Origin of the sequence: Streptosporangium sandarakinum (assembly GCF_050942225.1) — a bacterium.
Classification (GTDB): domain Bacteria; phylum Actinomycetota; class Actinomycetes; order Streptosporangiales; family Streptosporangiaceae; genus Streptosporangium; species Streptosporangium nondiastaticum.
In genome coordinates, this window is the sequence record NZ_CP192034.1 from 2,858,126 (window position 1) to 2,883,586 (window position 25,461).

General features: G+C 74.6%; 23 protein-coding genes. 11 read left to right on the forward strand and 12 right to left on the reverse strand.

Going from position 1 to position 25,461, the window contains the following annotated elements; translation table 11 throughout:
* Nucleotides 1-6: 6 nt before the first annotated feature.
* Nucleotides 7-630 carry a DJ-1/PfpI family protein gene (locus tag ACQP10_RS13215; RefSeq protein ID WP_346020186.1) on the reverse strand — a complete coding sequence of 208 codons (624 nt, stop codon included), beginning with the start codon at nt 628-630 and terminating at the stop codon, nt 7-9.
* 2 nt (nt 631-632) lie between these two features.
* A complete protein-coding gene (locus ACQP10_RS13220; RefSeq protein WP_346020185.1) occupies nt 633-1,607 on the reverse strand; it encodes a GlxA family transcriptional regulator in 975 nt (324 codons plus the stop codon).
* Nucleotides 1,608-1,778: 171 nt separating this feature from the next.
* On the opposite strand from ACQP10_RS13220, the gene ACQP10_RS13225 reads away from it, so the two are divergent.
* From ACQP10_RS13225 to ACQP10_RS13235, 3 genes are all read left to right on the forward strand, one after another.
* A complete protein-coding gene (locus ACQP10_RS13225; RefSeq protein ID WP_179818258.1) occupies nt 1,779-2,111 on the forward strand; it encodes a putative quinol monooxygenase in 333 nt (110 codons plus the stop codon).
* A gap of 231 nt (nt 2,112-2,342) precedes the next feature.
* Nucleotides 2,343-3,086, forward strand: coding sequence for a DUF899 domain-containing protein (locus tag ACQP10_RS13230; protein WP_399500572.1), 744 nt, complete (start codon nt 2,343-2,345; stop codon nt 3,084-3,086).
* A 277-nt stretch (nt 3,087-3,363) separates the two neighbouring features.
* Nucleotides 3,364-4,176, forward strand: a complete 813-nt coding sequence (locus tag ACQP10_RS13235) for a hypothetical protein (protein ID WP_433541442.1) — start codon at nt 3,364-3,366, stop codon at nt 4,174-4,176.
* A 97-nt stretch (nt 4,177-4,273) separates the two neighbouring features.
* On the opposite strand, the gene ACQP10_RS13240 is transcribed toward ACQP10_RS13235, so the two are convergent.
* The gene (locus tag ACQP10_RS13240) at nt 4,274-4,606 is read right to left on the reverse strand and encodes a hypothetical protein (RefSeq protein ID WP_346020182.1); all 333 of its coding nucleotides are present in this window, start codon (nt 4,604-4,606) and stop codon (nt 4,274-4,276) included.
* Between the two features lie 169 nt (nt 4,607-4,775).
* On the opposite strand from ACQP10_RS13240, the gene ACQP10_RS13245 reads away from it, so the two are divergent.
* From ACQP10_RS13245 to ACQP10_RS13255, 3 genes are all read left to right on the forward strand, one after another.
* Nucleotides 4,776-5,936: an acyl-CoA dehydrogenase family protein gene (locus tag ACQP10_RS13245; protein WP_399500570.1), complete on the forward strand. Its 1,161-nt coding sequence runs from the start codon at nt 4,776-4,778 to the stop codon at nt 5,934-5,936.
* A gap of 170 nt (nt 5,937-6,106) precedes the next feature.
* A complete protein-coding gene (locus ACQP10_RS13250; RefSeq protein ID WP_433541443.1) occupies nt 6,107-6,331 on the forward strand; it encodes a hypothetical protein in 225 nt (74 codons plus the stop codon).
* On the forward strand, nt 6,325-8,253 hold the full coding sequence (locus tag ACQP10_RS13255; RefSeq protein WP_433541444.1) for a SpoIIE family protein phosphatase: 1,929 nt from the start codon (nt 6,325-6,327) through the stop codon (nt 8,251-8,253). Before ACQP10_RS13250 ends, ACQP10_RS13255 begins: the two co-directional genes overlap by 7 nt.
* On the opposite strand, the gene ACQP10_RS13260 is transcribed toward ACQP10_RS13255, so the two are convergent.
* Complete coding sequence (locus tag ACQP10_RS13260) at nt 8,211-8,567, reverse strand: STAS domain-containing protein (protein WP_389994533.1); 357 nt, start codon at nt 8,565-8,567, stop codon at nt 8,211-8,213. The genes ACQP10_RS13255 and ACQP10_RS13260 overlap by 43 nt on opposite strands.
* 139 nt (nt 8,568-8,706) lie before the next feature.
* Between ACQP10_RS13260 and ACQP10_RS13265 the strand changes: the two genes are divergently transcribed.
* Nucleotides 8,707-12,882, forward strand: coding sequence for a SpoIIE family protein phosphatase (locus tag ACQP10_RS13265; RefSeq protein ID WP_433541445.1), 4,176 nt, complete (start codon nt 8,707-8,709; stop codon nt 12,880-12,882).
* On the forward strand, nt 12,879-13,202 hold the full coding sequence (locus ACQP10_RS13270) for an STAS domain-containing protein (RefSeq protein WP_399500567.1): 324 nt from the start codon (nt 12,879-12,881) through the stop codon (nt 13,200-13,202). Before ACQP10_RS13265 ends, ACQP10_RS13270 begins: the two co-directional genes overlap by 4 nt.
* A gap of 197 nt (nt 13,203-13,399) precedes the next feature.
* Here ACQP10_RS13270 and ACQP10_RS13275 read toward each other — a convergent pair whose 3' ends face one another.
* Both ACQP10_RS13275 and ACQP10_RS13280 read right to left on the reverse strand, forming a co-directional pair.
* A complete protein-coding gene (locus tag ACQP10_RS13275) occupies nt 13,400-14,380 on the reverse strand; it encodes an SPASM domain-containing protein (protein ID WP_433541446.1) in 981 nt (326 codons plus the stop codon).
* Nucleotides 14,381-14,626: 246 nt separating this feature from the next.
* On the reverse strand, nt 14,627-15,694 hold the full coding sequence (locus tag ACQP10_RS13280) for a glycosyltransferase family 2 protein (RefSeq protein ID WP_433541447.1): 1,068 nt from the start codon (nt 15,692-15,694) through the stop codon (nt 14,627-14,629).
* A gap of 684 nt (nt 15,695-16,378) precedes the next feature.
* Between ACQP10_RS13280 and ACQP10_RS13285 the strand changes: the two genes are divergently transcribed.
* Both ACQP10_RS13285 and ACQP10_RS13290 read left to right on the forward strand, forming a co-directional pair.
* Nucleotides 16,379-17,089 (forward strand): D-glycero-alpha-D-manno-heptose-1,7-bisphosphate 7-phosphatase, encoded by a 711-nt coding sequence (locus tag ACQP10_RS13285; RefSeq protein WP_433541448.1) that lies wholly within the window; start codon nt 16,379-16,381, stop codon nt 17,087-17,089.
* Nucleotides 17,086-18,021 (forward strand): glycosyltransferase, encoded by a 936-nt coding sequence (locus ACQP10_RS13290; RefSeq protein WP_346020173.1) that lies wholly within the window; start codon nt 17,086-17,088, stop codon nt 18,019-18,021. Before ACQP10_RS13285 ends, ACQP10_RS13290 begins: the two co-directional genes overlap by 4 nt.
* A 256-nt stretch (nt 18,022-18,277) precedes the next feature.
* On the opposite strand, the gene ACQP10_RS13295 is transcribed toward ACQP10_RS13290, so the two are convergent.
* The 5 genes from ACQP10_RS13295 to ACQP10_RS13315 form a co-directional block, all read right to left on the reverse strand.
* Entirely contained in the window at nt 18,278-19,042 is a 765-nt protein-coding gene (locus tag ACQP10_RS13295; protein WP_433541449.1) for an SDR family NAD(P)-dependent oxidoreductase, read from the reverse strand.
* A gap of 16 nt (nt 19,043-19,058) precedes the next feature.
* The gene (locus tag ACQP10_RS13300) at nt 19,059-19,499 is read right to left on the reverse strand and encodes a MarR family winged helix-turn-helix transcriptional regulator (RefSeq protein ID WP_346020171.1); all 441 of its coding nucleotides are present in this window, start codon (nt 19,497-19,499) and stop codon (nt 19,059-19,061) included.
* Nucleotides 19,496-20,065, reverse strand: coding sequence for an NAD(P)H-dependent oxidoreductase (locus tag ACQP10_RS13305; RefSeq protein WP_346020170.1), 570 nt, complete (start codon nt 20,063-20,065; stop codon nt 19,496-19,498). Before ACQP10_RS13305 ends, ACQP10_RS13300 begins: the two co-directional genes overlap by 4 nt.
* A gap of 163 nt (nt 20,066-20,228) precedes the next feature.
* A complete protein-coding gene (gene pruA, locus ACQP10_RS13310; RefSeq protein WP_346020169.1) occupies nt 20,229-21,854 on the reverse strand; it encodes an L-glutamate gamma-semialdehyde dehydrogenase in 1,626 nt (541 codons plus the stop codon).
* Nucleotides 21,854-22,780 carry a proline dehydrogenase family protein gene (locus ACQP10_RS13315; RefSeq protein WP_346020168.1) on the reverse strand — a complete coding sequence of 309 codons (927 nt, stop codon included), beginning with the start codon at nt 22,778-22,780 and terminating at the stop codon, nt 21,854-21,856. Before ACQP10_RS13315 ends, pruA begins: the two co-directional genes overlap by 1 nt.
* Before the next feature lie 103 nt (nt 22,781-22,883).
* Between ACQP10_RS13315 and ACQP10_RS13320 the strand changes: the two genes are divergently transcribed.
* Nucleotides 22,884-23,951 carry a PucR family transcriptional regulator gene (locus ACQP10_RS13320; protein ID WP_346020167.1) on the forward strand — a complete coding sequence of 356 codons (1,068 nt, stop codon included), beginning with the start codon at nt 22,884-22,886 and terminating at the stop codon, nt 23,949-23,951.
* A 178-nt stretch (nt 23,952-24,129) separates the two neighbouring features.
* Here ACQP10_RS13320 and ACQP10_RS13325 read toward each other — a convergent pair whose 3' ends face one another.
* Entirely contained in the window at nt 24,130-25,293 is a 1,164-nt protein-coding gene (locus ACQP10_RS13325; protein ID WP_346020166.1) for a glycosyltransferase, read from the reverse strand.
* Nucleotides 25,294-25,461: the final 168 nt, after the last annotated feature.

Here is a 25,461-nt window from a genome sequence, read left to right on the forward strand (position 1 = left end):
GGCCGGTCAGGCGATGAGGCCGAGTGCCCGCTCCCGCAGGTCCGCCGGGGCGCCGCCTGCGGAGCCGGAGTCGAACGGCGGATCCGGGTCGTACTCGATCGCGAGCTGCACGGCCCGCGCCGTCTCCGCGTCGCTCAGCCGGGCCAGCAGCGTCAGGGCCATGTCGATGCCGGCCGAGACGCCGGCCGCGGTCACGATCCTGCCGTCCACGACCACCCGCTCGCTCACCGGTTCCGCCCCGAAGGCCGCGAGCCGGTCCAGCCACCCCCAGTGCGAGGTCGCCCTACGGCCGGCCAGCAGGCCCGCGGCACCCAGCAGGAACGAGCCGCTGCAGACCGAGGCGGTCCACCGGGTGCGCTCGTGGGCCCGGCCGATCCAGCCGACCAGCTCGCGGTCGGACAGGGCCTCGACCGTCCCCGGGCCGCCGGGCACGATGATCACGTCGGGGTGCGGCAGGTCGGCGTAGGAAGCGGTGGCCGTCAGCCCTGACCCGCCGCGGTCGTCCGGCACCGGCCCGGGGGAGGCCGCGACGAAGGTGACGGTGAAACCGGGGGCGAAAGCCATCACGGTGTACGGCCCGACCACGTCGAGGGCGGTGAAGCGGGGATAGAGGGGGACCGCGATGTGCACTCTCAGCTCTCCTTCGTGTGAAACCGGCGACGGTGGTCGCCGGGTGAGATCCGCCAGTGGCGGCGGAAGGTCCGGTAGAGGGTCTCGGGTGTGCCGAGCCCGGACTCCCTGGCCACCCTGTCCAGGGGGTGCCCGGTCGTCTCCAGCAGCCGCCGCGCGGCGTCGGCGCGGCTGCGCTCCACGTAGCGGCCCGGGGAGATCCCCACCTGCCCGGTGAAGACCCGGGAGAAGTGGCGCTCGCTCATGCCCGCGCGCCTGGCGAGGGCCGGAACGCTCAGGTCCTCCGCGGGGTTGGCGTCGATGAACGCCTGGAGTTCCCTGAGCGGTTCGCTGCGCGGGGTGAGGGCGCGCATCGGCGTGCTGAACTGGCTCTGTCCACCGGGCCGGTGCAGATACGCCACCAGCCCGCACGCCACGTCCTTGGCGAGCGCGTGGCCGTGGTCCCCCGCCACCAGCGCCAGGGCGAGGTCCACCCCGGCGAGGACCCCGGCCGAGGTCCACACGTCCCCGTCTCCGACGTAGACGGAGTCGGCGTCCACCTCGACCCTGCCGTACCGGGCGGCCAGCTCCTCGACGGCCAGCCAGTGGGTGGTGGCCCGTCTGCCGTCCAGCAGTCCGGCCTCGGCCAGCAGGAAGGCGCCCGTGCAGACCGAGGCGGTCCGGCGGGCGGAGCGGGCCACCCGGGAGATCTCCCCGACGAGCTCCCGGTCGTCCGCGTGCCCGGCGGCGGACAGGCCGCCCACGACGAGGAGCGTGTCGACCGGCCCGGTGACCTCGCCGAGCGCGGTGCCGGCCGTGACCGTCATCCCGTTGCCCGCGGTCACCGTTCCGGCTCGGACGGCGGCCACCTCCAGGCGGTAGCCGCCCACGGGGACGAGGAGGTTCGCCGTCGCGAAAACATCGGCCGGTCCGGCCAGATCGAGCAGTTGGAAGCCGTCGAAGAGGACGATCACGACGCGTCGGTTCACGGCTCCCATGCTGGTCGCGGGCGTTCATGGCGTCAATGACACGGATATTGCAGATCACGCCATGAGCCGTCCGTGCCCGGCCCGCCGCGTTGGCCCGGTCCGCGGGCGATCGGCCAGACTTGGGGTCTGGAGCGGGGCGGACCAGGGCGGTCCGTACCCGCCCGTCGTTGGAGGAGAACAATGATCTTCATTACCGCGAAGTTCCGGGTGCTGCCCGAGCACGCCGACCGGTGGCCCGAGATAACCGCCGAGTTCACCCGGGCCACCCGGTCCGAGCCGGGCTGCCTGTGGTTCGACTGGTCCCGCAGCGTCGAGGACCCGACCGAGTACGTCCTGGTCGAGGCGTTCCGCGACGACGACGCCGGGGCGGCCCACGTGGGGTCGGAGCACTTCAGGAAGGCCCAGGAGACGCTGCCGCCGCACCTCGCCGAGACTCCCCGGATCGTCAACACCACGGTCCCGCAGGACGACTGGTCCCTCCTGGGGGAGATGGCCGTGCCCGAGCGCGGCTGAGCCGCGCCTCCCGGCCCGCCCCGGCCGCTCCGGGACGGGCCGGGGCCGGTCGCAGGCGGTTCCGCCGGGACCGAAAAGGGCCGGCGCCCCTCCGTGATCCGCCCGCGCGTCGCGGCCCACGGACCCCGCCACCGGATAGGGGTGACGGATCTTCGTGTCCCCTGGAAACGCGCGCCGGCTTCCGGGAAACTCGCCCTGATCCCGGAAAACCCATATCGAAGGGGCAGCGCGATGAGCAACCCGGTCGTGTCGCGAGAAGAGTGGCTGGTCGCCCGCAGGAGGCTGCTGGAGCAGGAGAAGGAGGCGTTCCGGGTGCTGGACGCCGTCCGAGCCCGGCGGCGGGAGCTGCCGGCGGTCACGGTGGACAAGGACTACCGCTTCCAGGGGCCGTCCGGCGAGGTGGGCCTGGCCGACCTGTTCGAGGGCCGCCGCCAGCTCATCGTCTACCACTTCATGTTCGACCCCGCCTGGGACGAGGGCTGCACGAGCTGCTCGTTCCTGACCGACAACATCGGCCACCTGGCGCACCTGCACGGGGCGGACACCACGCTGGTCCTGGTCTCCCGCGCGCCGTACCCGAAGATCGAGCCGTTCCGCGAGCGGATGGGCTGGGAGGTGCCGTGGTACTCCTCCCACGGCGGCGACTTCAACTACGACTTCCACGTGACCAACGACGAGGCCGTCGCCCCGGTCGAGTACAACTACTACGACCGCGAGGCTCTGGAGCGGCGCGGTCTGACCTCCTTCATGAAGGGCGAGGCCCACGGCGTGAGCGTCTTCGTCCGCGCCGACGGGGACGAGGCCGGGGACGGTGCGGTGCTGCACACCTACTCCTCCTACGGTCGCGGCCTCGACCTGCTGCTCGGCACCTACAACTACCTGGACCTGACGCCGCTCGGCCGGCAGAAGTACGTCAACGAGTTCAGCCACCACGACCGGTACGGCGCCGCGGAGGCGGCCGGCTGCCACCACTGACGGCCACCAGTGGGCCGTACGGCGGGCGCGCGGCTCGCCGTACGGCCCGCGGCGGATTTTTTCGGTCCCGCGGATCCGCGGGTTGAGCTGGCGGGGAGCGGCGGCCCGTGAAGGCCGCCCGGCGGGGCGGCCGCATGGGGCGGGCGGAAGCGGGAAGTGGGCGGAATGCCCGTTAGGAGATCATTGCGGCTGGTTGCCGTGATCGTCATCCCGGGGTGGGTGAGGCGCGCCTCGCCGGCTCCGCGGGCGCTCAACCGGACACCGTAGACGGGAGGACATGGTGACATCGACCAACCGTGACACGTTGAACGAGCGGGGCCCGGCCGGGGCGGGCGGGCCACGCCGGGCGCTGGCCGTCGCGGCGACCGCGGTGCTGCTGGCGTCGGGCGGCATCGGGGTGACGGCGGCGTCGGCGGCGACGCCCGTGCCGCCGCCGACCCCCACCCCGACGGGTACGGCCGACGGGACGCCCGCGACGACCCCGGTCCCCACGGAGACCGTGACCGAGACGCCCACCGAGACCGTGACCCCCACGCCGACCCCCACCGCGACCGAGCTGCCCGCCGTGCACCCCCTGCAGTTCGCCGACACGGCGCACGGCGAGTTCGTACTGGGGACGAAGGACCCCTGCGCGTTCGTCACGGTGTTCGCCCAGACGGGCAAGGTGACCGCCGTGGACGAGGGCTCGATCACCGTGCGCAGCCGCGACGGCTTCGAGCAGGCGTACACGCTCGTCGACGACACCCGCGTCGTGGCGGGCAGGCGCGGGAACGGAGAGGTCAGGCAGGGCGACTGGGTGACCCTGACCGCGCTGCGGCAGGCGCAGGAGGCCACGGCCGCCTACGTCTACGACCTGTCGCAGCCGGGCAAGGGCAAGCGCGGCGCCTGGTGGTCCCCGCGGCAGGGCTGGCCCGGCGCGGGCAAGTGGCGGGCTCCCAAGCCCTGCCCCACCCAGCCGCAGACCCCGTCCCCGACCCCCACGAACGGCGGCACGCCCACCGCGCCGACCACCCCGAGCCCGACGTCCTCGGACACGCCGGCCCCGCTGCCCAGCGAGACGCCGACCCCCACCCCGACCGCCGGCTCCTGAGCCCCGGCTCCGGTCCCCGGCGGCCATCGCGTGACGGCCCCGGGCGCGACATCCCCGCGCCCGGGGCCGTTCTGCGTGCCGGGGAGCCGGGCGGCGCTCAGCGCGGCCCGTCCTGGAGCATCTGGCGGACCTGTTCGTGGGAGCACCCGGCGTGCGCGGCGATGCGGCGCAGCGACCAGCCCTCGCCCCGGGCCTGGCGCATCGCCTGGCGCAGCGCCTCGTCGGCCACCTCGTCGAGGGCGGCGCGCAGGTCGGCCAGGGAGCGCAGCCGGGAGGCCGGGGCCTGGACGGCGAGCCCGGCGCACGCGGCGCCGACCTGCTCGGTGAGGGTGAGCAGCAGGGGATCGGCGGACGGTTGCCGGTCGCCCGGCCGCCGTGAGCGGGAACGGTGGGGGAGCATCGACTTCTCCGGTTTCAAAGCGGGGTTCATGGCTTTCACCTGGAGCAGCGGCATCGAGGGCCGCACAAGAGGAGGACGGGCGGTCGACCGGGCGGGAGACACACCGTTGTGCGCCCGCGCCCGACGTCAACTATCTTGACATCCGTAAGCGGCGGAGAACGTCGGCACCGGGGCCGACGGGGTCATCACAGGAGCGGCAATGACGCGGATCGAACTGGGTGCCGCGCTCACGGCCGCCCGCGAGGTGGCCCGCGATGTCCTGGCGGAGCAGGCCGCCACGGCGGACGTCGAGGGACGCTGGCCCGAAGAGGGCATGGCCGCGCTGCGGTCCCGGCTCGGCGGGCTGGTGGTGCCCGAGCGGTTCGGCGGGATGGGCCACGGCCTGCTCGCCGTCGCCCAGGTCGGCGAGATCACCGGCCAGGTCTGCGCCTCGACGTCGATCTGCTTCGGCATGCACCTGGTGGGCTCGGCCGTGATCGCCGCCAAGGCCGACCGGTCCGGGCAGCACGACCGCCTGGCCGCGATCGCCGCCGGACGGCACCTGACCACGCTGGCGCTGTCGGAACCCGGTACGGGAGCGGAGTTCTGGCTCCCGCAGACCCGGATGGAGCGGGCGGACGGCGACCGGCTGCGGCTGAGCGGCACCAAGAGCTTCGTCACCAACGGCGGCCACGCCGACTCCTACGTGATGTCGGCGGCGGCGGCCGGACCGGGGGCCGTCCCCGGCCGGTTCTCCTGCGTGGTCGTCGACGCCGGAACCCCGGGGCTGAGCTGGGGGCCGCCCTGGCACGGGCTCGGCATGCGCGGCAACGCCTCGCGGGGCGCGCTGCTGGAGGACGCCGAGATCCCCTGGGCAGACCTGCTGGGGGAGGAGGGCGACGAGATCTGGTACGTCTTCAACGTCGTCGCCCCCTACTTCCTGACGGCCATGGCCGGCACCTACCTGGGCGTCGCCGAGGCCGCGCTGCGGGAGGCCCGCACCCACCTGCTGCGCCGCAGGCACGCCCACAGCGGCCGGAGCCTGGCCGCCCAGCCGCTGGTCCAGCACCGGCTGGGGAAGATGTGGGCCGTCGTCGAACGGACCCGGCGGCTGATCTACCACGCCGCGGCCGAGGGCGAGACCGGTGGCCCCGACGCCCTGTCGGCGCTGTGCTCGGCCAAGGCGGAGGTCGCCGAGGCCGCCGAGGCCGTCGTCAACGACGCCCTGACGCTCGTCGGCGGGGCGGGATACTCCGACGGCTCCGTCCTGCACCGGCACCTGCGCGACGCCCGCGCCGCGCACGTGATGTCCCCGATCACCGACGTGCTGCGCGTCTGGGTCGGCCGGGCGCTGCTGGACGAGCCCCTGCTGGAGGGGTGACGGTGCCGCCCGCGACTCCCCCCGGACCGCCGTCCCCTGAACCGATGCCTTCCGAATCGCCGTCCCCGGGATCGCCCGGTCCGTCCGGGGCGCCTGGGTCGTCTGAGCCGTCCGATACGTCCGGTCCGTTCGGTCTGTCCGATCCGTTCGGGCGGCGGCGCGTCCTGCTGGTGCGGGCCGGAGCCGAGGCCGAGGCGCGCCTGTCCGGCCTGGCCGAGGCCGGCGTCGAGGTGGTGAGCGTCTCCGCCGGGCAGGCCCTCGATCTGCTGGGCGCGGACGGTCCGCCCGGCGGGCGCCGCCCGACCCTGGTGGTGCTCGGCGCGGAGCTGCCCGCCCCGGTCGGCCTGGTGCACGCCCTGCGGCCCGACCCCGCGACCTGGCCGTCGTCGTGCTGACGACGCCCCGCAACCAGGAGCGGGCCGCGGCGCTGCCGCTGCTGGCCCCGGCCCGGCTCGTCTGCGCGCTGCCGCATGACAGGCTCGGCGACCTGCCGGGCCTCGCCCGCCGGCTGATGGAGCAGGTCGACCGCGAGCGCGCCTACGCCGCCACCCAGGCCGCCATGCAGGAGTCCCTGGCCTCCGGCGGTCCCACTCCCCGGCAGCCGGGACGGCACCTGCTCGGCGCGATACTCGGCCAGGCGCTGACCGGCGCCCTCCTGCTCGATCCCGGCCTGCGGCTGGTGGCGTGGAACCGCCGGGCCGCCGGCCTGTTCGGGCTGGAGGAGCCCGGCTCCATCGGCCGCCCCCTGGACGGGTGGTTCCCCGCCGAGGCCCGGGAGCGCCTGCGGGTCTACCTCGGCGGCCCGCCCGCCGACGCGTCCGGGACCGGCCTCGCCGGAGCCCACGCGCCCGGGACCGACCCGTCCGGAGCCGATCCGGTCTTCACCCGTGTCACCGGCGACGGCGCCGAGCAGGTGCTGCGGCTCAGTCCCCAGCCGGTGACCGACCCCGGGGGCGCCGAGCAGATCCTCGTCCTGGCAGAGGACGTCACCGAGGCCGTCCAGGCACGGCGGGCCCTGGCCGAACGCACCGGCCAGGCCCTGCTCAGCGGGGAGGTCGCCGCGGCCGTCACCGCCGACGAGCCGCTGGAGCAGCGGCTGCGGCGGTGCGTCCAGGCCCTCGCCGGTCACCTGGACGGCGCCGTGGCCGCCGTGTGGATCCTCGACCCGCAGACAGGCACGCTGCTCCTGTCGGCCGACGCCGTACGCGGCGTCGTCCTGGACGACCGGTGCGCCCGCGTCTCGCTGGGGGAGTCGACGATCGGCCGGATCGCCGCCGCGCGCCGACCGTACGTGACCTCCGAGGCGATCGGCGACCCGCACGTGGAGGAGCAGGACTGGGTGCGGCGCGAGTCGCTGACCGCGTTCGCCGGCTACCCGCTGGTCACCCAGGGGCAGGTGATGGGCGTCCTCGCCGTCCTGGCCCGCCACCGCCTGCCGGACACCGGCGTGCGGGCACTCGCCGGGATCGCCGACCAGATCGCCGTCGCCGTGCACCGCGACCGGCTGCTGGAACGGCTGAGCGCCACCGCCGACGCGCTGCAGCGCCCCCTGCTGCCGCCGCGGCTGCCCGAGCCGCCCGGCGTCGAGCTGGCCGCCCGCTACCGCCCGTACGGCGACGGTCTGCAGATCGGCGGCGACTTCTACGACGCCTTCCCGCTGCCCGGCGACCGCTGGGCCGTCGCGCTGGGAGACGTGTGCGGCAAGGGACCGGCCGCGGCCGCCGTCACCGGCCTGGTCCGCCACACACTGTGGGCCGCCGCCCAGCAGGACGCCGACCCCGGCCACGTGCTGCCGCTGGTCCACCGCGCCCTGCGGCGCGAGAACAGCCCGTTCTGCACGCTCGCCTACGCCGTCGTGGACTGCTCCGCCGAACCCGTCCGGGTACGGCTGGCCTGCGCCGGGCACCCCTCCCCGATCCTGCGGCGCGCCGACGGCGCCGTCGCCATGGTCATGGAGGCACTGGACGGCTACGGCCCGGCGCTGGGCCTGTTCGACGGGGCGCACTACCCCGCGCAATCACTGGACCTGCGTCCCGGCGACAGCCTCGTGCTCTACACCGACGGCTTCGTCGAGGGCGGCGCCTCCCACCGCCAGCGCCAGCCCGACGACCTCGCCGCCACGCTGGCCGCCCACCTTCCGCCCGGACCGGGTGACCGGCCGGCCGACCGGCTCGTCGAGGTCCTGATGGCCGACGCCCTGAACCGGTGGGGCGAGGGGCTGCGCGACGACCTGGCGGTCCTGGCGCTCGCCGCCGTGCCCCGGGCCGGCGGAGGTCAGGCCGACAGGGCCCGCACCGCGTCCTCGGCGGTGTCGTAGAAGGACAGCAACCGGTCCAGGCCCATGATGCGGAAGACGCGGGCGATGTCGGGGTCGATGCCGGCCAGCGCCAGGGAGGCCCCGGCCGCCTGGGCGCGCTGATGGGCCGCGATGAGCACGGCGATGCCGGTGGAGTCGCAGAACGTCAGGGCCGACAGGTCGACCACCACGCCGGACCCGGCCTCCAGGGGGAGCTCCTCCACGGTGTCCCGCAGGCCAGGGCTGGTGTGATGGTCCAGGTCACCCGTCACGACCAGCAGGCGAGGGCCGGCGGGATGAGACCGGAGGGTGACGGTCAGACCGTTGTGCACCATGACTCCTGAAGAGGGGACTGCGGTCGGGTGGGCGCTGGCGGGGCCAGGGGCAACGTTAATGCCCCCATAGTGGTTTGCCCTATCCTACGTAATCGTTGAACTGGAGACTTACCGGCCGGCGCGTTGAGGAAGGCGGGCGATGAGCGGGTTGGAGCGCTCCGGATCGGCGGAACTGATGTTCCCCGGAACCAGTGAGATGGCCCGGCGGATGCGCGCCTACCCGTGGTCCTCGATCTCCATGGGCGAGCCGGACACCTGGCCCACGAGCCTGCGCACCGCCTGCCGGATCTGCCTGACCTCGCGCTTCCCCATGATCGTCTGGTGGGGGGAGGAGCTGCGCTTCCTCTACAACGACGCCTACCTCCCGCTGCTGGGATCGAAGCATCCCGCCCTGGCCAAGACGGGCGAGGAGGTGTGGGAGGAGATCTGGCCCACCATCGGGCCGATGCTGCGGTCGGTGATGGCCTCGGGGGAGGCGACCTGGTCGGAGGACCTCCTGCTGTCGATGAACCGGCACGGCTACTGGGAGGAGACCTACTGGACCTACTCCTACAGCCCGCTGCACGACGACGACGGCACCGTGCGCGGGGTGTTCGCCGCGGTCAGCGAAACCACCGAGCAGGTCATCGGCGGACGCCGCCTGGCCGTGCTGCAGGACCTGGGCGCCCAGGCGGGCCACGCCCGCAGCGTCACCGAGGCGTGCCGGCTCGTGGCCCGGGTGCTGGAGCGGGCCGGCCGTGACGTGCCGTTCGCCGCGATCTACCTGCGCCGGCCGGGCGACGACGAGCCGGTGCTGACCGCCACGAGCCCCGAGGGCGCAGAGGTCTTCCCCCTGGCGGACGGGCCAGGGGACTGGCCGTTGCGGGAGGTGCTGGACACCGGGCGGCCCGTCACGATGACGGACGTGGCGGAGCGGTTCGGCGCCCTGCCCGCCGGAGGCTGGCAGACCCCGCCGACGCAGGCCATGGTGCTGCCGCTGGCCGGCGAGACCGGCGGCCGGAACATCGGGGTGATCGTGCTGGCGGCCGGCGCCGGCCGGGCCCTGGACGAGGCCTACGAGTCGTTCCTCGGTCTGATCGCGCGGCAGACCGCCGCCCTGGTCAACGCGGCGGTCGCCTACCAGCTCCAGCAGCGCCGGGCCGAGGAGCTGGCCGAGCTCGACCGGGTCAAGACCGCCTTCTTCTCCAACGTCAGCCACGAGTTCCGCACCCCGCTGACCCTGATCATGGGGCCGGTGCAGGAGCTGCGGGGCGCGCTGGCCGGCGCGGACGCGCGGGTGCGCGAGGACCTCGAGGTCGTCCACCGCAACGGGCTGCGCCTCGGCAAACTGGTCAACACCCTGCTCGACTTCTCCCGCATCGAGGCGGGGCGGACGCAGGCCCGCTACGAGCCGGTGGACCTCTCCGCCGTCACCGCCGAGCTGGCCAGCGTCTTCCGCTCCGCGATCGACAAGGCCGGGCTGGCCTTCGATGTGGACTGCCCGCCCCTCCCCGAGCCGGTCCACATCGACCGGGGCATGTGGGAGAAGGTGGTGCTGAACCTCCTCAGCAACGCGCTGAAGTTCACCTTCGACGGCTCGATCCGGGTCGCGCTGCGCGGCGACGGCGAGCACGCCGTCCTCACGGTCGCCGACACCGGCGTCGGGATCTCCGAGGAGGAGCTGCCGCGGCTGTTCGAGCGCTTCCACCGCGTGGAGAGCGCACGGTCGCGCTCCAACGAGGGCAGCGGCATCGGCCTGGCCCTGGTGCGGGAGCTCGTCGGGCTGCACGGCGGCGCCATCACCGCCGAGAGCACGGAGGGCGAGGGCACCACGTTCACCGTCCGCCTGCCCTTCGGCGCCGCGCACCTGCCCCCCGGGAACATCGTCCCGGCCGGCGCGGCGGAGGCGGTCTCCGCCACCGCCGACCCGTTCGTCGAGGAGGCCCTGCGCTGGCTGCCCGGTGACGCGCCCGCCCGGGACACCGGGAGCGCCGGGGAGCTCACCGGGGCCGGGCGGGACGGCGCCGCCGGGCAGACCCCGGAGGGCCTTCCCGCGCCGGAGGACGGCGGGGCCGGGCGGGCCCGGGTGCTGATCGCCGACGACAACGCCGACATGCGCGACTACCTCACCCGGCTGCTGCGCCCGGCCTACCGCGTCACGGTCGTCACCGACGGCCAGGACGCCCTGGAGGCCGTCCGCGCCGACCCGCCCGACCTGGTGGTCAGCGACGTGATGATGCCGCGCCTGGACGGCCTGCAGCTGGTCGCCGCGCTGCGCGCCGACCCGCGCACCGCCGGCGTGCCGGTGCTGCTGTTGTCGGCCCGCGCCGGGCAGGAGGCGTCCATCGAGGGCCTGGAGGCCGGCGCCGACGACTACCTCGTCAAGCCCTTCTCCGCGGCCGAGCTGCTGGCCCGGGTGCGGGCCAACGTGGAGCTGGCGCGGCTGCGCGGCCACCACGCCCGGTGGCGCAACGCGCTGATCGACTCCCTGCAGGAGGCGTTCTTCGTCTGCGACGAGGACGGCGCCGTCATCGAGATCAACTCGGCGTTCACCGACATCCTCGGCTACGACGCCGACGGCCTGCCGTACCGGCCGATCCACCCGTGGTGGCCCGAGGAGATCGACGACCCCGAAGGACACCGGCTGGTCGGCGACGTCTTCTCCCGGCTCCTGGACGTCGGGAGGGGCAGGGGCGTGATACCCCTCGCCCACCGTGACGGGCACCGGGTGTGGGTGGCGGTCACCTTCAACGACGTCCTCGATCCCGACACCGGCCGCCGCCGGGTCGTCGGCACCCTCCGCGACGTCACCGCCGAGCACTACGCCGTGCAGCGCGAGAGCGCGCTGGCCGCCCTCAGCGTCCGCCTGTCGCAGGCCGGCAGCATGACCGACGCCCTGAGCGGGGCGCTGGAGGAGCTGCGGGAGGTCTGGCACGCCCGCCAGGTGCTGGCCGCCCTCTGGGACGGTGACGACCGGCCCGCCCTGACCTCCACCGCCGCCGGAGCCGACTGGCGGACCCTGCCGCCGGAGCTGCGCGCCTCGCTCGGCGCCCTGCGCGAGCAGCCGCCGCTGCGCCCGTCCGCGAGCGAGGCCGGCGGCGCGGGCGTCACCCTGGAGCATCCCGCCGGGCTGCTCGCCGTCTGGATCGACCTCGACCAGAACCGGCCCTTCACCGCCGAGGACCAGACCCTGCTGGCGCTGCTGGCCGGCCACCTCGGTCAGGGCCTGCACCGGGCCCACCAGCTCGACCGGCAGCGCGAGACCGCGGTGGCGCTGCAGCGGGCCATCCTCGGCCCGTCCCGGCTGCCCGACGGCTTCGCCGTACGCTACGAACCGGCCGGGCGGCCCCTGGAGGTCGGCGGCGACTGGTACGACATCGTGCCGCTGCCCGACGAGCGCATCGGCATCGTGGTCGGGGACTGCGTGGGCCGGGGACTTGAGGCCGCGGCCGTCATGGGGCAGCTGCGCAGCGCCTGCCGCGCCCTTCTGCTGCAGGAGGCGGGCCCGTCCCAGGTGCTCACCGCCCTCGACCGGTTCGCCGCGCAGGTCCCCGGCGCCCGGTACACCACCGTCTTCTGCGGCGTCCTGGACACCGCCACCGGCGACCTCGCCTACTCCAGCGCCGGGCATCCGCCGGGCATCCTGGTCCTTCCCGACGGCGCCACCCGGCTGCTGCGGGACGGCCGCTCCACCCCGCTGGCCGCCCGCCCCGGCCGGGCGCGCCCCGAGGGGGCCTGCACGATGCCGGCCCGCTCCACCCTGCTGCTGTACACCGACGGCCTGGTCGAGCGCCGCAGCCGCCCGCTCACGGACGGCATCGACCAGGCCGGCGCCGCCGTCCAGGACGGCCGTTCCACCCCCATAGAGGACCTCGCCACCGAGGTCATGACCCGCATGAAGCCGGACAGCGGGTACAGCGACGACGTCGCGCTCCTCCTGTACCGCCAGCCCGCGCCGCTGGAAGTGGCCTTCCCCGCCGAGTCCGGCCAGCTCGCCCCGGTGCGCACGGCGCTGCGCGACTGGCTGAACCGCTGCGAGCTCAGCTCCTCGATGATCCAGAACGTCCTGGTCGCGGCCGGTGAGGCCTGCGCCAACGCCATCGAGCACGGCCACCGCAACAGTCCGGGCGACACGATCCGGCTGCGGGCGGTCGCCACCGGCCGCGACCTGCACCTGACCGTGGTCGACAGCGGGCGGTGGAAGACCCCGCGGCCGGAGGCCAACTCCCACCGCGGCCGGGGTGTCGCCCTCATGCGCGCCCTGATGCATCACGTCACCATCGAACCCGGCGCCGCAGGCACCACCGTCGACATGCACACGAGGATCACCCGATGACCACCCCCTTGTCGATGGCCGCCTCGCGGCGGCCCGACGGTACCCAGGTCCTCACCGTCACCGGTGAGATCGACATGAGCAACGCCGGCACCTTCGACGCGGCCCTGACCCGGGCCGCCGACGACGGCCGCCTCGTCGTCGACCTCGCCGCGGTGGACTACCTCGACAGCGCCGGACTGACCGTCCTGTTCGACCACGCCCCGCACATCGAGCTGGTCGCCAACCCCCTGATCGCCCCGGTCCTGTCCATCTCCGGGATCGTCGACGTCACCACCGTGCACGGCCTCGGCTCCGGCCCGGACGGCGACGGCCGGCTCTGACGGCGCCGGCGGAACCGTACGCCGGGGCGGTCGGCGGCGGGCGGGCCTGACGGCGTGGGCGGAACCGTACGCGAGGCCGGGCCGGTCGGCGGCGTCCGGGTCGGGGTTCGGGGCCGAGTTCGGGTCCGGGTTCGGGGCCGGGGCCCGGAAGATCCGTGCTCGCGAGGGGGCGTGACTCGGGCGAGGGGAGCGCGTCTTCAGAAGGTGCCGCGGTAGAGCGCGCAGCCGCGGCAGACCTCGGGCGGGTCGTCGCCCGTCAGCCGGCGGCGGAACTCCCGGTAGGGCTCGCCCGCCCAGATCTCCTCCAGGGACTGGCTGCGCAGGTCCCCCAGGGCGATCCGGTCGTCGCCCATGACCATGCAGCACGGCTGGACCACCCCCTCGCTGGTGACGTACGCCGCCTCCCACGGCCATGAGCAGCCCGGCTCGCCCGGCCGCCGCCGCGCCGGGCGCTCCTCCAGTCCGGGCAGCCGGAGGCGGACGCCGTGCTCCGCGGCCACCGTCTCCGTCTCGGCGAACACCTCGGCCGCGCGGGACCGGTCCTCGCCGTTCCACAGCGACTCGGCCTCGGTGAACGCGCGGATCTCCGCGTAGCCGCCGTCGGCGTCCTCGAACGTGTGCGCCAGGTTCTGCACGCGCAGCTCGTCCACGCCCCATCCGGCGAGCAGCCGCACCACGTCGGGCAGCTCGCCGAGGTTGCGGCGCATCGCGACGAACACGACGCGCGTCCACGGCAGCCGCGCGCCCGCCGCCCGCTTGGCCTGCCACAGGCCCCGGAGGTTGTCCGCCACCGCGTCGAACCGGCCGCCCTCCCGGATCGCCTCGTAGGTGCCCGCGGTGGCCCCGTCCAGTGAGACGTGCACCCAGTCCACCCCGAGCCCGACCAGCTCCGCCGAGCGGCGGGCGGTGAGCAGCGTGGCGTTGGTGTTGAAGCCGGCCTCGATGCCGCGCCGCTTCGCCTCCGTCAGCATCGGGATCAGATGAGGGTGGAGCAGCGGCTCGCCGAGACCCTGCAGGGTGAGCCGGCGCAGTCCCGGCAGCGCGTCGAGGATCCGGCGGAACAGCTCCGGGGACATCGCCCCCTCGATCTTGTTGACCGGGGGGCGGTAGCGGACCAGGCACATCCGGCAGCGGAGGTTGCACGCCGAGGTCACCTCCAGCTGGAGGTGAGACGGCATGGGCGGCACCTCGGCCGCGCCCCTGCTGAGGACCATCATGAAGATGGTTACCCGCCGGTACGGCGAGCAAACGCGCAGGTCAGGCGGTATAAGCCGGACAGGCGGGTGGAAGCCGGGCGGGCGGGTGGAAGCCGGGCGGCGCGGGCCGGACCCCACCCCGACCGCCGACGCCGGTGACCCGGCCGGCGACGGAAGCCGGTCAGGCGGCGGGGCCGGGCACCGGGCCCGGCCCCGCCGCGGCGGCCGTCATCGGCGGGCCCGCCACTCGCCCAGCAGCCGGTGCGCGCAGGCGGCGGGCGGGATGAGCATGCTGGTGAGCAGCGTCTGCCGTATGTCCTGCCGGGTACGCGGCCCCGGGGCGATGTGGGCCCAGGCGGACTCCGCGGTCAGCGCCAGCCAGCCCGCTCCGGCCAGCGCCGCGGCGCCGCGCAGCGCCCCGGCGGCGCGCGGCCCGCCGCGTGCGGCGACACCGCCCGCCAGGCCGCCGGCCAGCAGGCCCAGCGCTCCCAGCCCCGTCGTCAGCGCGTGGCGGCGCAGCCCTCCCGGCCCGCCGCCGACGGCCGTCCGCCAGGCCGGGCCGTGCAGGCGGCGCATCAGCGCGTCGTCGGCGTTGCCGCGCTGGCTGCGCACACCCGCCCACGGCCCGTCGTGCCGGGACGGGTGCCGGGCGACACGCTCACCCCTGACCAGGCGGTGACCGGCCGCCGTCACCCGCAGCGCGAGATCGGCGTCCTGCCGGAAGGCGCCGGAGAAGCGCTCGTCGAACCCGCCGGTCCGCTCCAGCACCTCCCGCCGGTAGGCCATGTCGGCGGTGGTCCAGCCGGCGACCGCCCGCCCGGCGTCGAGCCCCTCACCGGCCGGCCGCCCGGCGGTGCCGCGCCTCACGTCGCCAGGTCGTTCGGCCTCAGGCGGTGCCTCGGCGCGGCCCTGGCTGCCGGCCACGTCGGCGGGGAGGTCCGCCAGGTCGGCGCGGAGCGCCCGCACCCAGCCGGGGGCGGGGATCACGTCCTCGTCGAGGAACACCACCCACGGGGTGTCCGCGGCCCGCCAGCCGGCGTTGCGGGCGGCGGCCCGCCCTCGTCCGCCCGAGCGCACCACCCGGATCGGCTGCCCCGCCTCGCCGTCGCGGCCGGGTGAGCGCGCCTCGGCCAGGCCCGGCAGCTCGCACATCACGGCGTCGGCCAGGTCGGTACGGGGGTCGGGCACGTGCTCGGGCCGGTCGTCGACGACGATGACCTCCGGGCCCGGGTCGAGCGCGGCCAGCGTCGCGGCCAGGCCGGGGCGGCCCACGGTCGGGACCACTACGGTGATCATGCGGTGAGCACCTCCGCCCGGCGGGCCGGACACGGCTTCCCGGCCGTCGCGGTCCTCGCAGCCTTCGGGGCCCTCGCAGCCGTCGGGGCCGCGCGTCCGCCGGTGGCCGGTGCGGCGGCAGGATCATGAGAGATCTGATTCATCACGATAAATCGCATTCCGCCCCCTTTTTGAGGTACGCGCACGACTACCGAGAGAAGCGCCTCCCAAACCTCGGATTTCCGGGAAGAGAAGGTAGACGAAGCGCAAGCCGCGTCTTGTCCTGGTAAGCAGCCGTTTGGCGAGCCCCGGGGCAGGGAAATCGCAGACCATCCCGGGCGGCCCTCCGGGGAGCCCACGGCGCCGGGAACGCGCAGCCCGCCCGCGCCGAGACGACGTCGCCCACCCCGTCCGGAGGTACCGCCCGTCCGCTCGGAGGCGCCGTTCACCGACAGGCGGATCCCGGGCGGAGATCCGCCGCCGTCCGTCCGCTCGGAGGTGCCCTTGCCCACCCGCCCGGAACCGCCGCCCCCCGTCCCGGGAGCGCCGCCGCCCGCCCACCCGGGAGCACCGCCTCCCGTCCTGGAAGCGCCGTCCCTCGGTCCGGAAGCGCCGTCCCCCGTCCCGGGAGCGTCGCCGCCCGCCCGTCCGGAGACGGCATCCGTCCGCCCGGGTGAACCCACGCCCGCCCGCCGCCCGGCCGCGGTGCTCTTCGACCGGGACGGGACCCTCATCGAGGACGTCCCCTACAACGCCGACCCCGGCCGGGTGCGGCCGGTGCCGGGCGCCCGCCGCGCGCTCGACCGGCTGCGCCGGGCCGGGGTCCCGGTCGGGGTGGTGACCAACCAGTCGGGGGTGGCCAGGGGCCTCGTCAGCCCGGACGCGCTGGAGGACGTCAACCGGCGCGTGGAGGAACTGCTCGGCCCGTTCGCGGTCTGGGCGGTGTGCCCCCACGGTGAGGACGACCGGTGCGCCTGCCGTAAACCCGCCCCCGGGCTGGTGCTGCACGCGGCGGCCGTTCTCGGCGTCGACGCCCGCGACTGCGTGGTCGTCGGCGACATCGGACGCGACGTGGAGGCCGCCCGCGCGGCCGGGGCGCGCGGCATCCTCGTCCCGACGCCGGTCACCCTGCCCGAGGAGGTGGCGGCGGCTCCCGAGGTCGCCGCCGACCTCGCCGTCGCCGTGGACCTGGCGCTGCGCCCCGCCCCGGCGTTCCCGGACCTCCCCGCGTCCCCCGGCGCCCCGGCCGTTCCCGCCGCCCCCGTTCCCGCCGCCTCCGAGTCCACCGCCCTCGCGCCCACCGCTCCCATCTCCACCGCCCCCGCGTCCGCCGCTTCTGAGTCCACCGCCCCCGCCTCCCCCGCGTCCATCGTTCCCGCCGCGACCGCGCGGGCCGACACCGAGGAGCCGGCGTGAAGATCCTGCTGTGGCACGTGCACGGATCGTGGGCCACCGCGTTCGTCCAGGGCGGCCACGACTACCTGGTTCCGCTCGTCCCGGACCGCGGCCCCGACGGCCGCGGCCGGGCCCGCACCTTCCCCTGGCCGCCGAACGCCCGCGAGGTGCCGTGGGACCGCCTCCGCGACGAGGAGATCGACGTCGCCGTCCTGCAGCGGCCCCACGAGCTCGAACTCGCCGAGCACTGGCTCGGCCGCCGCCCGGGACGCGACCTGGCGGCCGTCTACGTCGAGCACAACACCCCCGCCGGGGACGTCCCGCGCACCCGCCACCCGCTCGCCGGCCGCTCCGACATCCCGCTGGTGCACGTGACGCACTTCAACGAGCTGTTCTGGGACTCCGGTCTGGCCCCTGCCCGGGTCATCGAGCACGGCGTCGTGGATCCCGGGCACCGCTACACCGGGGAGCTGCCCCGCGCCGGGGTCGTGGTCAACGAGCCGGTCCGCCGTACCCGCGTCGCCGGCACCGACCTGCTCCCGCGCTTCGCCGCCGCCGTGCCGCTGGACCTCTTCGGGATGAAGGTCACCGGCCTGCCGTACGGGACATTCGAGGACCTGCCGCAGCGGCGGATGCACGCCGAGCTCGCGCGGCGTCGCGTCTACCTGCACCCCTACCGGTGGACCTCGCTGGGGCTGTCGCTGATCGAGGCCATGCTGCTCGGCATGCCCGTGGTGGCGCCGGCCTGCACCGAGGCCGTCGAGGCCGTGCCCGCCGGGGCCGGGGTGATCTCCACCCGCGTCGCCACCCTGGTCGCCGCCCTGGAGGTGTTCGCCGCCGACCCCGTCCTGGCGGCGCGGACGGGCGAGACCGCCCGCGCCGCCGCCCTCGCCCGCTACGGCCTGGGCCGCTTCCTGTCCGACTGGGACCACCTGCTGGGGGAGACGGCCTGACCCGGCGGTCACACCGGCGCCGTCGCGCCGGTCAGGGCTCGGCGGCCGCCGAGGGGAGCCGCCAGAGGGGGTACGGCAGACCGGCGAGCCGGTTGATGGCGAACCCCTGCGCCGTGATGAGCACCACGGCGGCCATCAGGACGACCAGATGGTCGGGCGTGCGCAGCAGGCCGAGGGCGACGATCAGGGTCGTGGCGGCCGGGCCGGTCGGTGACGTGCCGGTCTGTACCGGGGCGAGCGCCTGCGGGGCGGCGGGTCAGCCGGGGGAGAGGAAGTGGCCGTCGGTCCTGATCGCCTCGCCGGTGGTGTTGGTGTTGGCGGCCGAGCACAGGAAGACGATCATCCGGGCGACGTCCCCGGGGTGGGTGACGCGCCCGGTCGCCGCGGCGGCGGCGGCCTTGTCGAGAAGCTCCTGCGGCATGGGCCGGTCACCGGGGGTGAAGCCCGGCATGACGACGTTGGTGAGGATGCCCGCGGCGGCCAGTTCCCTGGACATCACCCGGTTCAGGCCGTGCAGGCCCGCCTTGGCGGCGACGTAGGAGACGTTGCCAGGGAAGCCGTCCTCGACCAGGCCGGTGGAGACGTGGACGACGCGGCCCCATCCGTGTTCCCGCATGTCGGCGACGGCGGCGCGGGCGAGGAGGTACGGGCCGACGAGGTTGGCGATGACCGAGGTGGTGAACCGCTCGGGGGGCGCGGTCTCGAACAGCTCACCGGGTTCGGGCCAGTCCGGCCAGCGGACGGCGTTGTTGACCAGGACGCTGATCGGCCCGAGCCGGTCGCGGACCTGGTCGATCGCCGCGTGCAGGGAGCCGGGGTCGCCGAGGTCGAGCCGCCAGGTGATCGCGGTGGCGCCGCGCCGCTCGGCCTCGGCGGCGGTCTCCTCGGCGGCCTTCAGATTGGTGTGGTAGCCGACGGCGACGTGTGCCCCCTCGAAGGCGAAGGCGAGGGCGGTGGCCCTGCCGATGGTCGTGCTCGCGCCGGTCACCAGGACGACTTTTCCGGCGAGTCCGAGTTGCATGGTTTTCTCCCGTGGTTCAGGCGAGGTTGTCGCGGACGGAGTTCAGCAGCCGGATGAGGTGGGCGATCTCGTCGCCGGAGAGCCCGGCCACGGCCTTGCGGTCGGTCTGCTCCCAGGCGTCCACGATCGCGCCGACCACGGCCTCGCCGCGTTCGGTCAGCCGGATCCGGGTCACCCGGCGGTCGCCGGGGTCGGGGATCCGCTCGACGAACCCGGCCCGCTCCATGCGGGTGACCGCCTTGGCGATGGTGGGCTGCTCCATGCCGATCCGCTGGACGAGTTCGGCCTGGGTGGTGCCGGGGTTGTGGTGCAGGTCCACGATGAGCAGCTCCTGACCCAGATGCAGGCCCAGCTCGGCCATCCGGTGCTGCAGCTCGGCACGGTGGGCCCGGGTGACCTGCGCCAGGGCGTAGCCGAGCGGCCCGCTCGCGGAGGCGACCTCCCGCCCGGCCGTCACGCCGGCACCGCCGGGCGGGAGGCCGCCACGCGGGTGAGAACGCGCTCCCACAGGCGGGCGATGTCGCGCCGGATCTCCTCCGACGTCAGGCCCCCATCGAAATCCCGGTACAGGTGGGCGGAGCCGACGGCGACCTCAAGGTCCGAGAGCACTTCCGCGCCGGCCCGCCGCAGCAGGTCGCCGAGCTGCAGTTGGGCGAAGGCGCCGCCGAACCGGTGCGGCGAAGCGCTCATCAGCGCCACCGGCTTGCCGGTCAGCGGACGCGGAGGGGCGAGGATCGACAGCCAGTCGACGAGGTCCTTCATCTCACCGGGGACGGAACGGTTGAGCTCGGGGGTGACCAGCAGCAGGACGTCGGCCGCCGCCACCCGGTCGCGCAGGGCGGCCACGGCCGACGGGAAGGGGCGCTCGCGGGTGGCGTCCAGGCGGGGGATGGAGGCGTGGTCGTCCCACACCTCCACCCGCAACGGGGTCTCGGCCAACCGGAGCGCGGTCCGCAGCAGCGATCGGTTGAGCGAACCCTCACGGGTGCTCCCACAGATCGCCAGAACATCGATCATTTCCATAGTCGGCTATGTTATAGCCGGCTATGAAAATGTGGAAACGTTCGATGCCGCCGCGTGGCGCCGACGGCGCACGCGCGGAAAAGGGTGACGCCCGGGTCTCGTCGTTGAGACCCGGGCGTCACCGCTTCCCAGGGGGCGTCCGGACCGGCCGGTCCGTGGAAGGTCAGCCCATGTGCGGGTAGCGGTAGTCGGTCGGCGGGACGAACGTCTCCTTGATCGTGCGGGAGTTCACCCAGCGGATCAGGTTGTAGATCGAGCCGGCCTTGTCGTTGGTGCCCGAGGAGCGGGCGCCGCCGAAGGGCTGCTGGCCGACGACCGCGCCGGTGGGCTTGTCGTTGACGTAGAAGTTGCCCGCCGCGAAGCGCAGCCGCTCCGACGCCGCCGCGATCGCGTACCGGTCGCGGGCGATGATCGAGCCGGTCAGCGCGTACTGCGAGACGTTCTCCATCTGGTCCATCACCGCGTCGAAGTCCGCGTCGTCGTAGACGTGGACGCCGAGGATGGGCCCGAAGTACTCCTTGGCGAAGATCTCGTCGGCCGGGTCGGAGCACTCAAGGACGGTGGGCCGCACGAAGTAGCCGGTGGAGTCGTCGTAGGAGCCGGTCAGCACGTCGATCGAGTCGAGCGAGCGGGCCCGGTCGATCGCCGCCCTGTGCTTGGCGAATGCCTGGTCGTTGATGACCGCGCCCATGAAGGTCGACAGGTCGGCGGACACGTCGCCGACGGTCAGCGCCTCGGCGGTGCCGACGAGCTCGTCGCGGATCAGCGACCACAGCGACCGCGGGACGTAGGCGCGCGAGGCCGCCGAGCACTTCTGGCCCTGGTACTCGAAGGCGCCCCGGACCAGCGCGGTGGTCAGCACCGCCGGGTCGGCCGAGGGGTGGGCCAGCACGAAGTCCTTGCCGCCGGTCTCACCGACGAGGCGCGGGTAGCTCCGGTAGGAGGCGATGTTCGCGCCCACCGTGGACCACAGGTGCTGGAAGGTCGAGGTGGAGCCGGTGAAGTGGATCCCGGCGAGCTGCGGGTGGGTGAGAGCGACCTCGGAGACGGCCTGCCCGTTGCCGGTGACCATGTTGATGACGCCCGGCGGCAGCCCGGCCTCCTCCAGCAGCCGCATGGTGAAGTGCGCGGCGAACTGCTGGGTGGGGGAGGGCTTCCAGACGACGACGTTGCCCATCAGGGCCGCCGAGGTCGGCAGGTTGCCGGCGATGGCGGTGAAGTTGAACGGGGTGATCGCCAGGACGAAGCCCTCCAGCGGGCGGTACTCCATCCGGTTCCACACCCCCGGCGACGACACCGGCTGGTCGCTGTAGAGCTGCCGGGCGTAGGAGACGTTGAACCGCAGGAAGTCGATCAGCTCGCAGGCGGAGTCGATCTCGGCCTGCTGCGCCGACTTCGACTGGCCCAGCACCGTCGCGGCGTTCAGCGTCTGCCGCCACGGGCCGGCCAGCAGGTCGGCGGCGCGCAGGAAGATCGCGGCGCGCTCGTCGAACGACAGCGCCTGCCAGGCCGGGGCCGCCGCCAGCGCGGCGTCGATCGCGGCCCGCACGTCACCGGCCGTGGCGTCGGCCGTACGGCCCAGCACCGAGGCGTGGTTGTGCGGCTGCACCACGTCGATGGAGGCGCCGCCGCCCATGCGCTGCTCGCCGCCGATCGTCATGGTCAGGTCGAGCTGGGCTCCGGAGAGCTCCTTGACGCGGTTCTCGAGCGCGGCGCGCTCGGCGCTGCCGGGCGCGTAGCCCAGCACCGGCTCGTTGAACGGAGCCGGGACGTTGGAGATGGCATCCATCACTTGCCTCCAAGGGCGCGGAGAAAGAAGGCGATGTTGGCGGGGCGCTCGGCCAGCCGGCGCATGAAGTAGCCGTACCAGTCGTCGCCGTAGGGGATGTAGACGCGCATGGTGTGACCCGCCCCGGCCAGGGCCTGCTGCTTGTCGGTCCGGATGCCGTAGAGCATCTGGTACTCGTAGCCGCCCCGGGGACGGTCGAACCGGTCGGCGAGGGTCTCGGTGATCGCGATCAGCCGGTCGTCGTGCGTGGCCACCATCGGGTAGCCCTCGCCGGCCATCAGGATGCGCAGGCAGCGGACGTAGGCCCGGTCGACGTCGCTCTTGCCCTGGTGGGCCACGGAGGCGGGCTCGGCGTAGGCACCCTTGACCAGTCGGACCCGCGAGCCGGCGTGCGACAGGTCGCGGCAGTCGCCCTCGGTGCGGAACAGGTACGCCTGCAGGGCGACGCCGGTGGAGGGGAAGTCCTCGCGCAGCGCGCGCAGGGTCTCCAGCGTGGAGTCGACCGTGGTGTGGTCCTCCATGTCGAGGGTCATGGTCGCCCCGGCGGCACGGGCGGCCTCGGCGACCCGGCGGGCGTTGTCCAGAGAGATCTTGTCGCCGTCCGCGCCGAGCGCCTGGCCGACGGCCGACAGCTTCACCGACACCTCGGCGCGGTCGCCGAGCTCCAGCTCGCGCAGCGCGCCGAGCAGCGTGACGTACGCGTCGGCCGTCTTGGTGGCCGCATCGGCGTCCCGGGTCTCCTCACCGAGGTGGTCGACGGTGACGGCCAGACCGGCGTCGGCCAGCCGGTGGACGGCCTCCACCGCCTCGCGGGTGCTCTCACCCGCGACGAAGCGGTCGACGACCTTGCGTGTCAGGGGGACGCCGGAGACCGCGCGCCGCACGAGCGGCATCCGCGAACCGGCGAGAAGTAGGGAACCGAGCATGCTTCCATGCTAAAACCGCAGGTCAACAAAGGCGCATGTGCATGTGCAACGATCAGCCGGTGGCGCTTTCCGACATTTGTCCAAAGTGTCGGACAATGGAACGGTGCTGCAGGAGACCATCGACGAGATCGCCGCCCGGCTGGGGGCTTCGGCCACGCTGGAGGACCGCTCCTTCCAGCTCCTCGCCTACGGCGCGCAGAGCGGCGACATCGACGAGGTGCGCCAGGAGTCGATCCTGCGCCGCCGCGCGACCCCCGAGGTGCGGGCCTACTTCGAGGGGTACGGCATCGCCGCGGCGCGCGGCCCGGTCCGCATCCCCGCCGACGCCGCGCTGGGCGTGCTCGCCCGGGTGTGCATGCCGCTGCGCCACAACGACGTCACCTACGGGTACCTGTGGCTGCTCGACGACGGGACCCTCGGCGACGACGCGCTCGCGTCGGTGGCGCCGCTGGTGGCCCGGGCCGCCGCGATGCTCGCCCAGGAGGCCCGCCGCCGCCAGGACCTCGGCGGGAACCTGCGGGGGCTGTTCTCCTCCGACGCCGAGGAGCGCTCCTGGGCGCTGTCCAGGCTCGACCTGCCCGGCCCGGTGGCGGCGATCGCCGTCCGCGGCTCGCTGGACCGGGTGGCCGCGCTGTGGGCCCTGCCGCGCGCCGTGCTCGCCGATCCCGGCGTGGTCGGCGAGGGCGAGCCCCTGGTCGCGCTGCTCGCCCCGGCCGGTCAGGCCCGGGAGACCGCCTGCCGGGTCCAGGCCATGTACGGCACGGCCGCCGGGGTCGGCGGCGCCCGCGGCGAGCCCGCCCAGGCGTGGCGGAGCTGGCGGGAGGCCGTCAGCGCGCTGAAGGTGGCCGACCGGGTGCCGGCCCTCGCGCCCGTCGCGTCCTGGCCCGACCTCGGCGTCTACCGGACGCTCGCCCGCCTGCCCCGGGACGCCCTGCGGGAGCTGGCCGAGGAGACCGCGGCGCTGGCCCGCGACCCGGAGGTGGCCAGGACGGTGGAGGAGTACCTCGACCGGGCGGGACACGTCCAGCAGACCGCGGCGGCGCTCGGCGTGCACCGCCAGACGCTCTATTACCGGCTGGCCAAGGCCGGGAGGATCACCGGCCGCGACCTCGACGACGGCGCGGACCGGCTGCTGGTCCACCTCTCCCTCAAGGCGGCCCGCCTGCTCTGATCCCCGCCACGCCGTACGGGGCCGCCGCGCCGTACGGGCCACCGGGGGAGGGACCGGGACGGGCAGGGAGCGGACCGGCGGCCGGGCGGGGGCAAAAAAACAGGGCCCCGAAGGGCCCTGGCTTTCGAGTCCCCCGAAGGGGACTCGGCGGGTGTCCGCCGGCGACGTCGGCGGCGGACTAGGCGGCCATCGCGTGCCGCGTGGCGAGTACGCCCTCGTACACCTGGGTGAACTCCTGGGCGATCCGCTCCCACGAGTAGCGCGAGCGGGCGCGGTCGGCGCCGGCGAAGCCGAGCGCGGTGCGGCGGGTGGGGTCGGCGAGCAGCTCCCGGGTGAGCCGGGCGGTCTGCGCCGGGCGGTCGGCCGGCACCAGCAGGCCGGTCACGCCGTCGACGACGGAGTCGAGGTGGGCGCCCACCGCGGAGGCGATCACCGGCACGCCGCACGCCATGGACTCCAGCGCCACCGCGCCGCTGCCCGCCTCGCGCGGCAGCGACAGCACCACGTCGGCGCTGCGCATCAGCTTGGCCACCGTGGTGTGCGGCACGTGCCCGAGGAGCGTGACGCGGTCCTCCAGCCGCATCTCCTTGGCCAGCAGCGTCAGCCGGTGCGCCTCGGCGTCGTGCTCCAGCTCGGCGGCGGCGGGGCCGCCCGCGACGAGCAGCTCGGCGTCCGGGATGCCCTCCAGGGCGCGCAGCGCGGTGTGGACGCCCTGGCCGGGGGCCAGCGAGCCGACGTGCAGCAGGCGCGGACGGTTGCCGCGGGCCGCGGCCGGGCCCTGGCGGCGGAAGCGCTCGACGTCGACGCCGCAGGGGATCACCGAGATCGCGTTGCGCGGCACGCCCAGCCGGATCAGCATGGACTCCTCGTCGCCGCACCCGGCGACCACCGCGCCGGCCCGGCGGGCGATCGCGCGCTGCACGCGGACCTTCTTGGCGTCACGGGTACGGCAGGCGCCGAAGCTCTGCACGAGCGGCACGTCGAGGCCGTCCGTTCCGGCGATGGCGGCCAGCCCGCCGATCCAGGAACGGGCGTGGACGACGTCCGGGCGCTCCTGGCGCCAGCGGAGCATCAGCTGGTCGCCGAGACGGGACAGGTGGGGCAGCAGGCCGTCCTCGGGGAGGTCACCGGCAGGTCCGGCGGAGAGGTTCTCCACGGTGACGCCGGGGGAGACGCGGACGCGGTCCCGGTCGTCCTCGGAGGTCTTCCGGGAGTAAACGGTGACCTTGTGGTCACGACCGAGCTCACGGGCGACGGACAGAAGGTGCTCACGCTGCGCGGCGATGTCCGACCGGCTCTGAGAGGGAGACACGGTGTCGAAGGAGACGAATGCAATGTTCATGGCACACCTCTGGGAGGACGTATAGGCGTGGGGAGCCTGTGATTCCTTCAGGGGTGCCTGCGTCTTAGGCACTCATCTGTATGAGGGAAACCATACCCCTTTATCTACCGAAGGCAAACCCGCCCTGCCGGGGCCGGGCCGGCACGCGGCCGGCCCGGCCGCCTGACC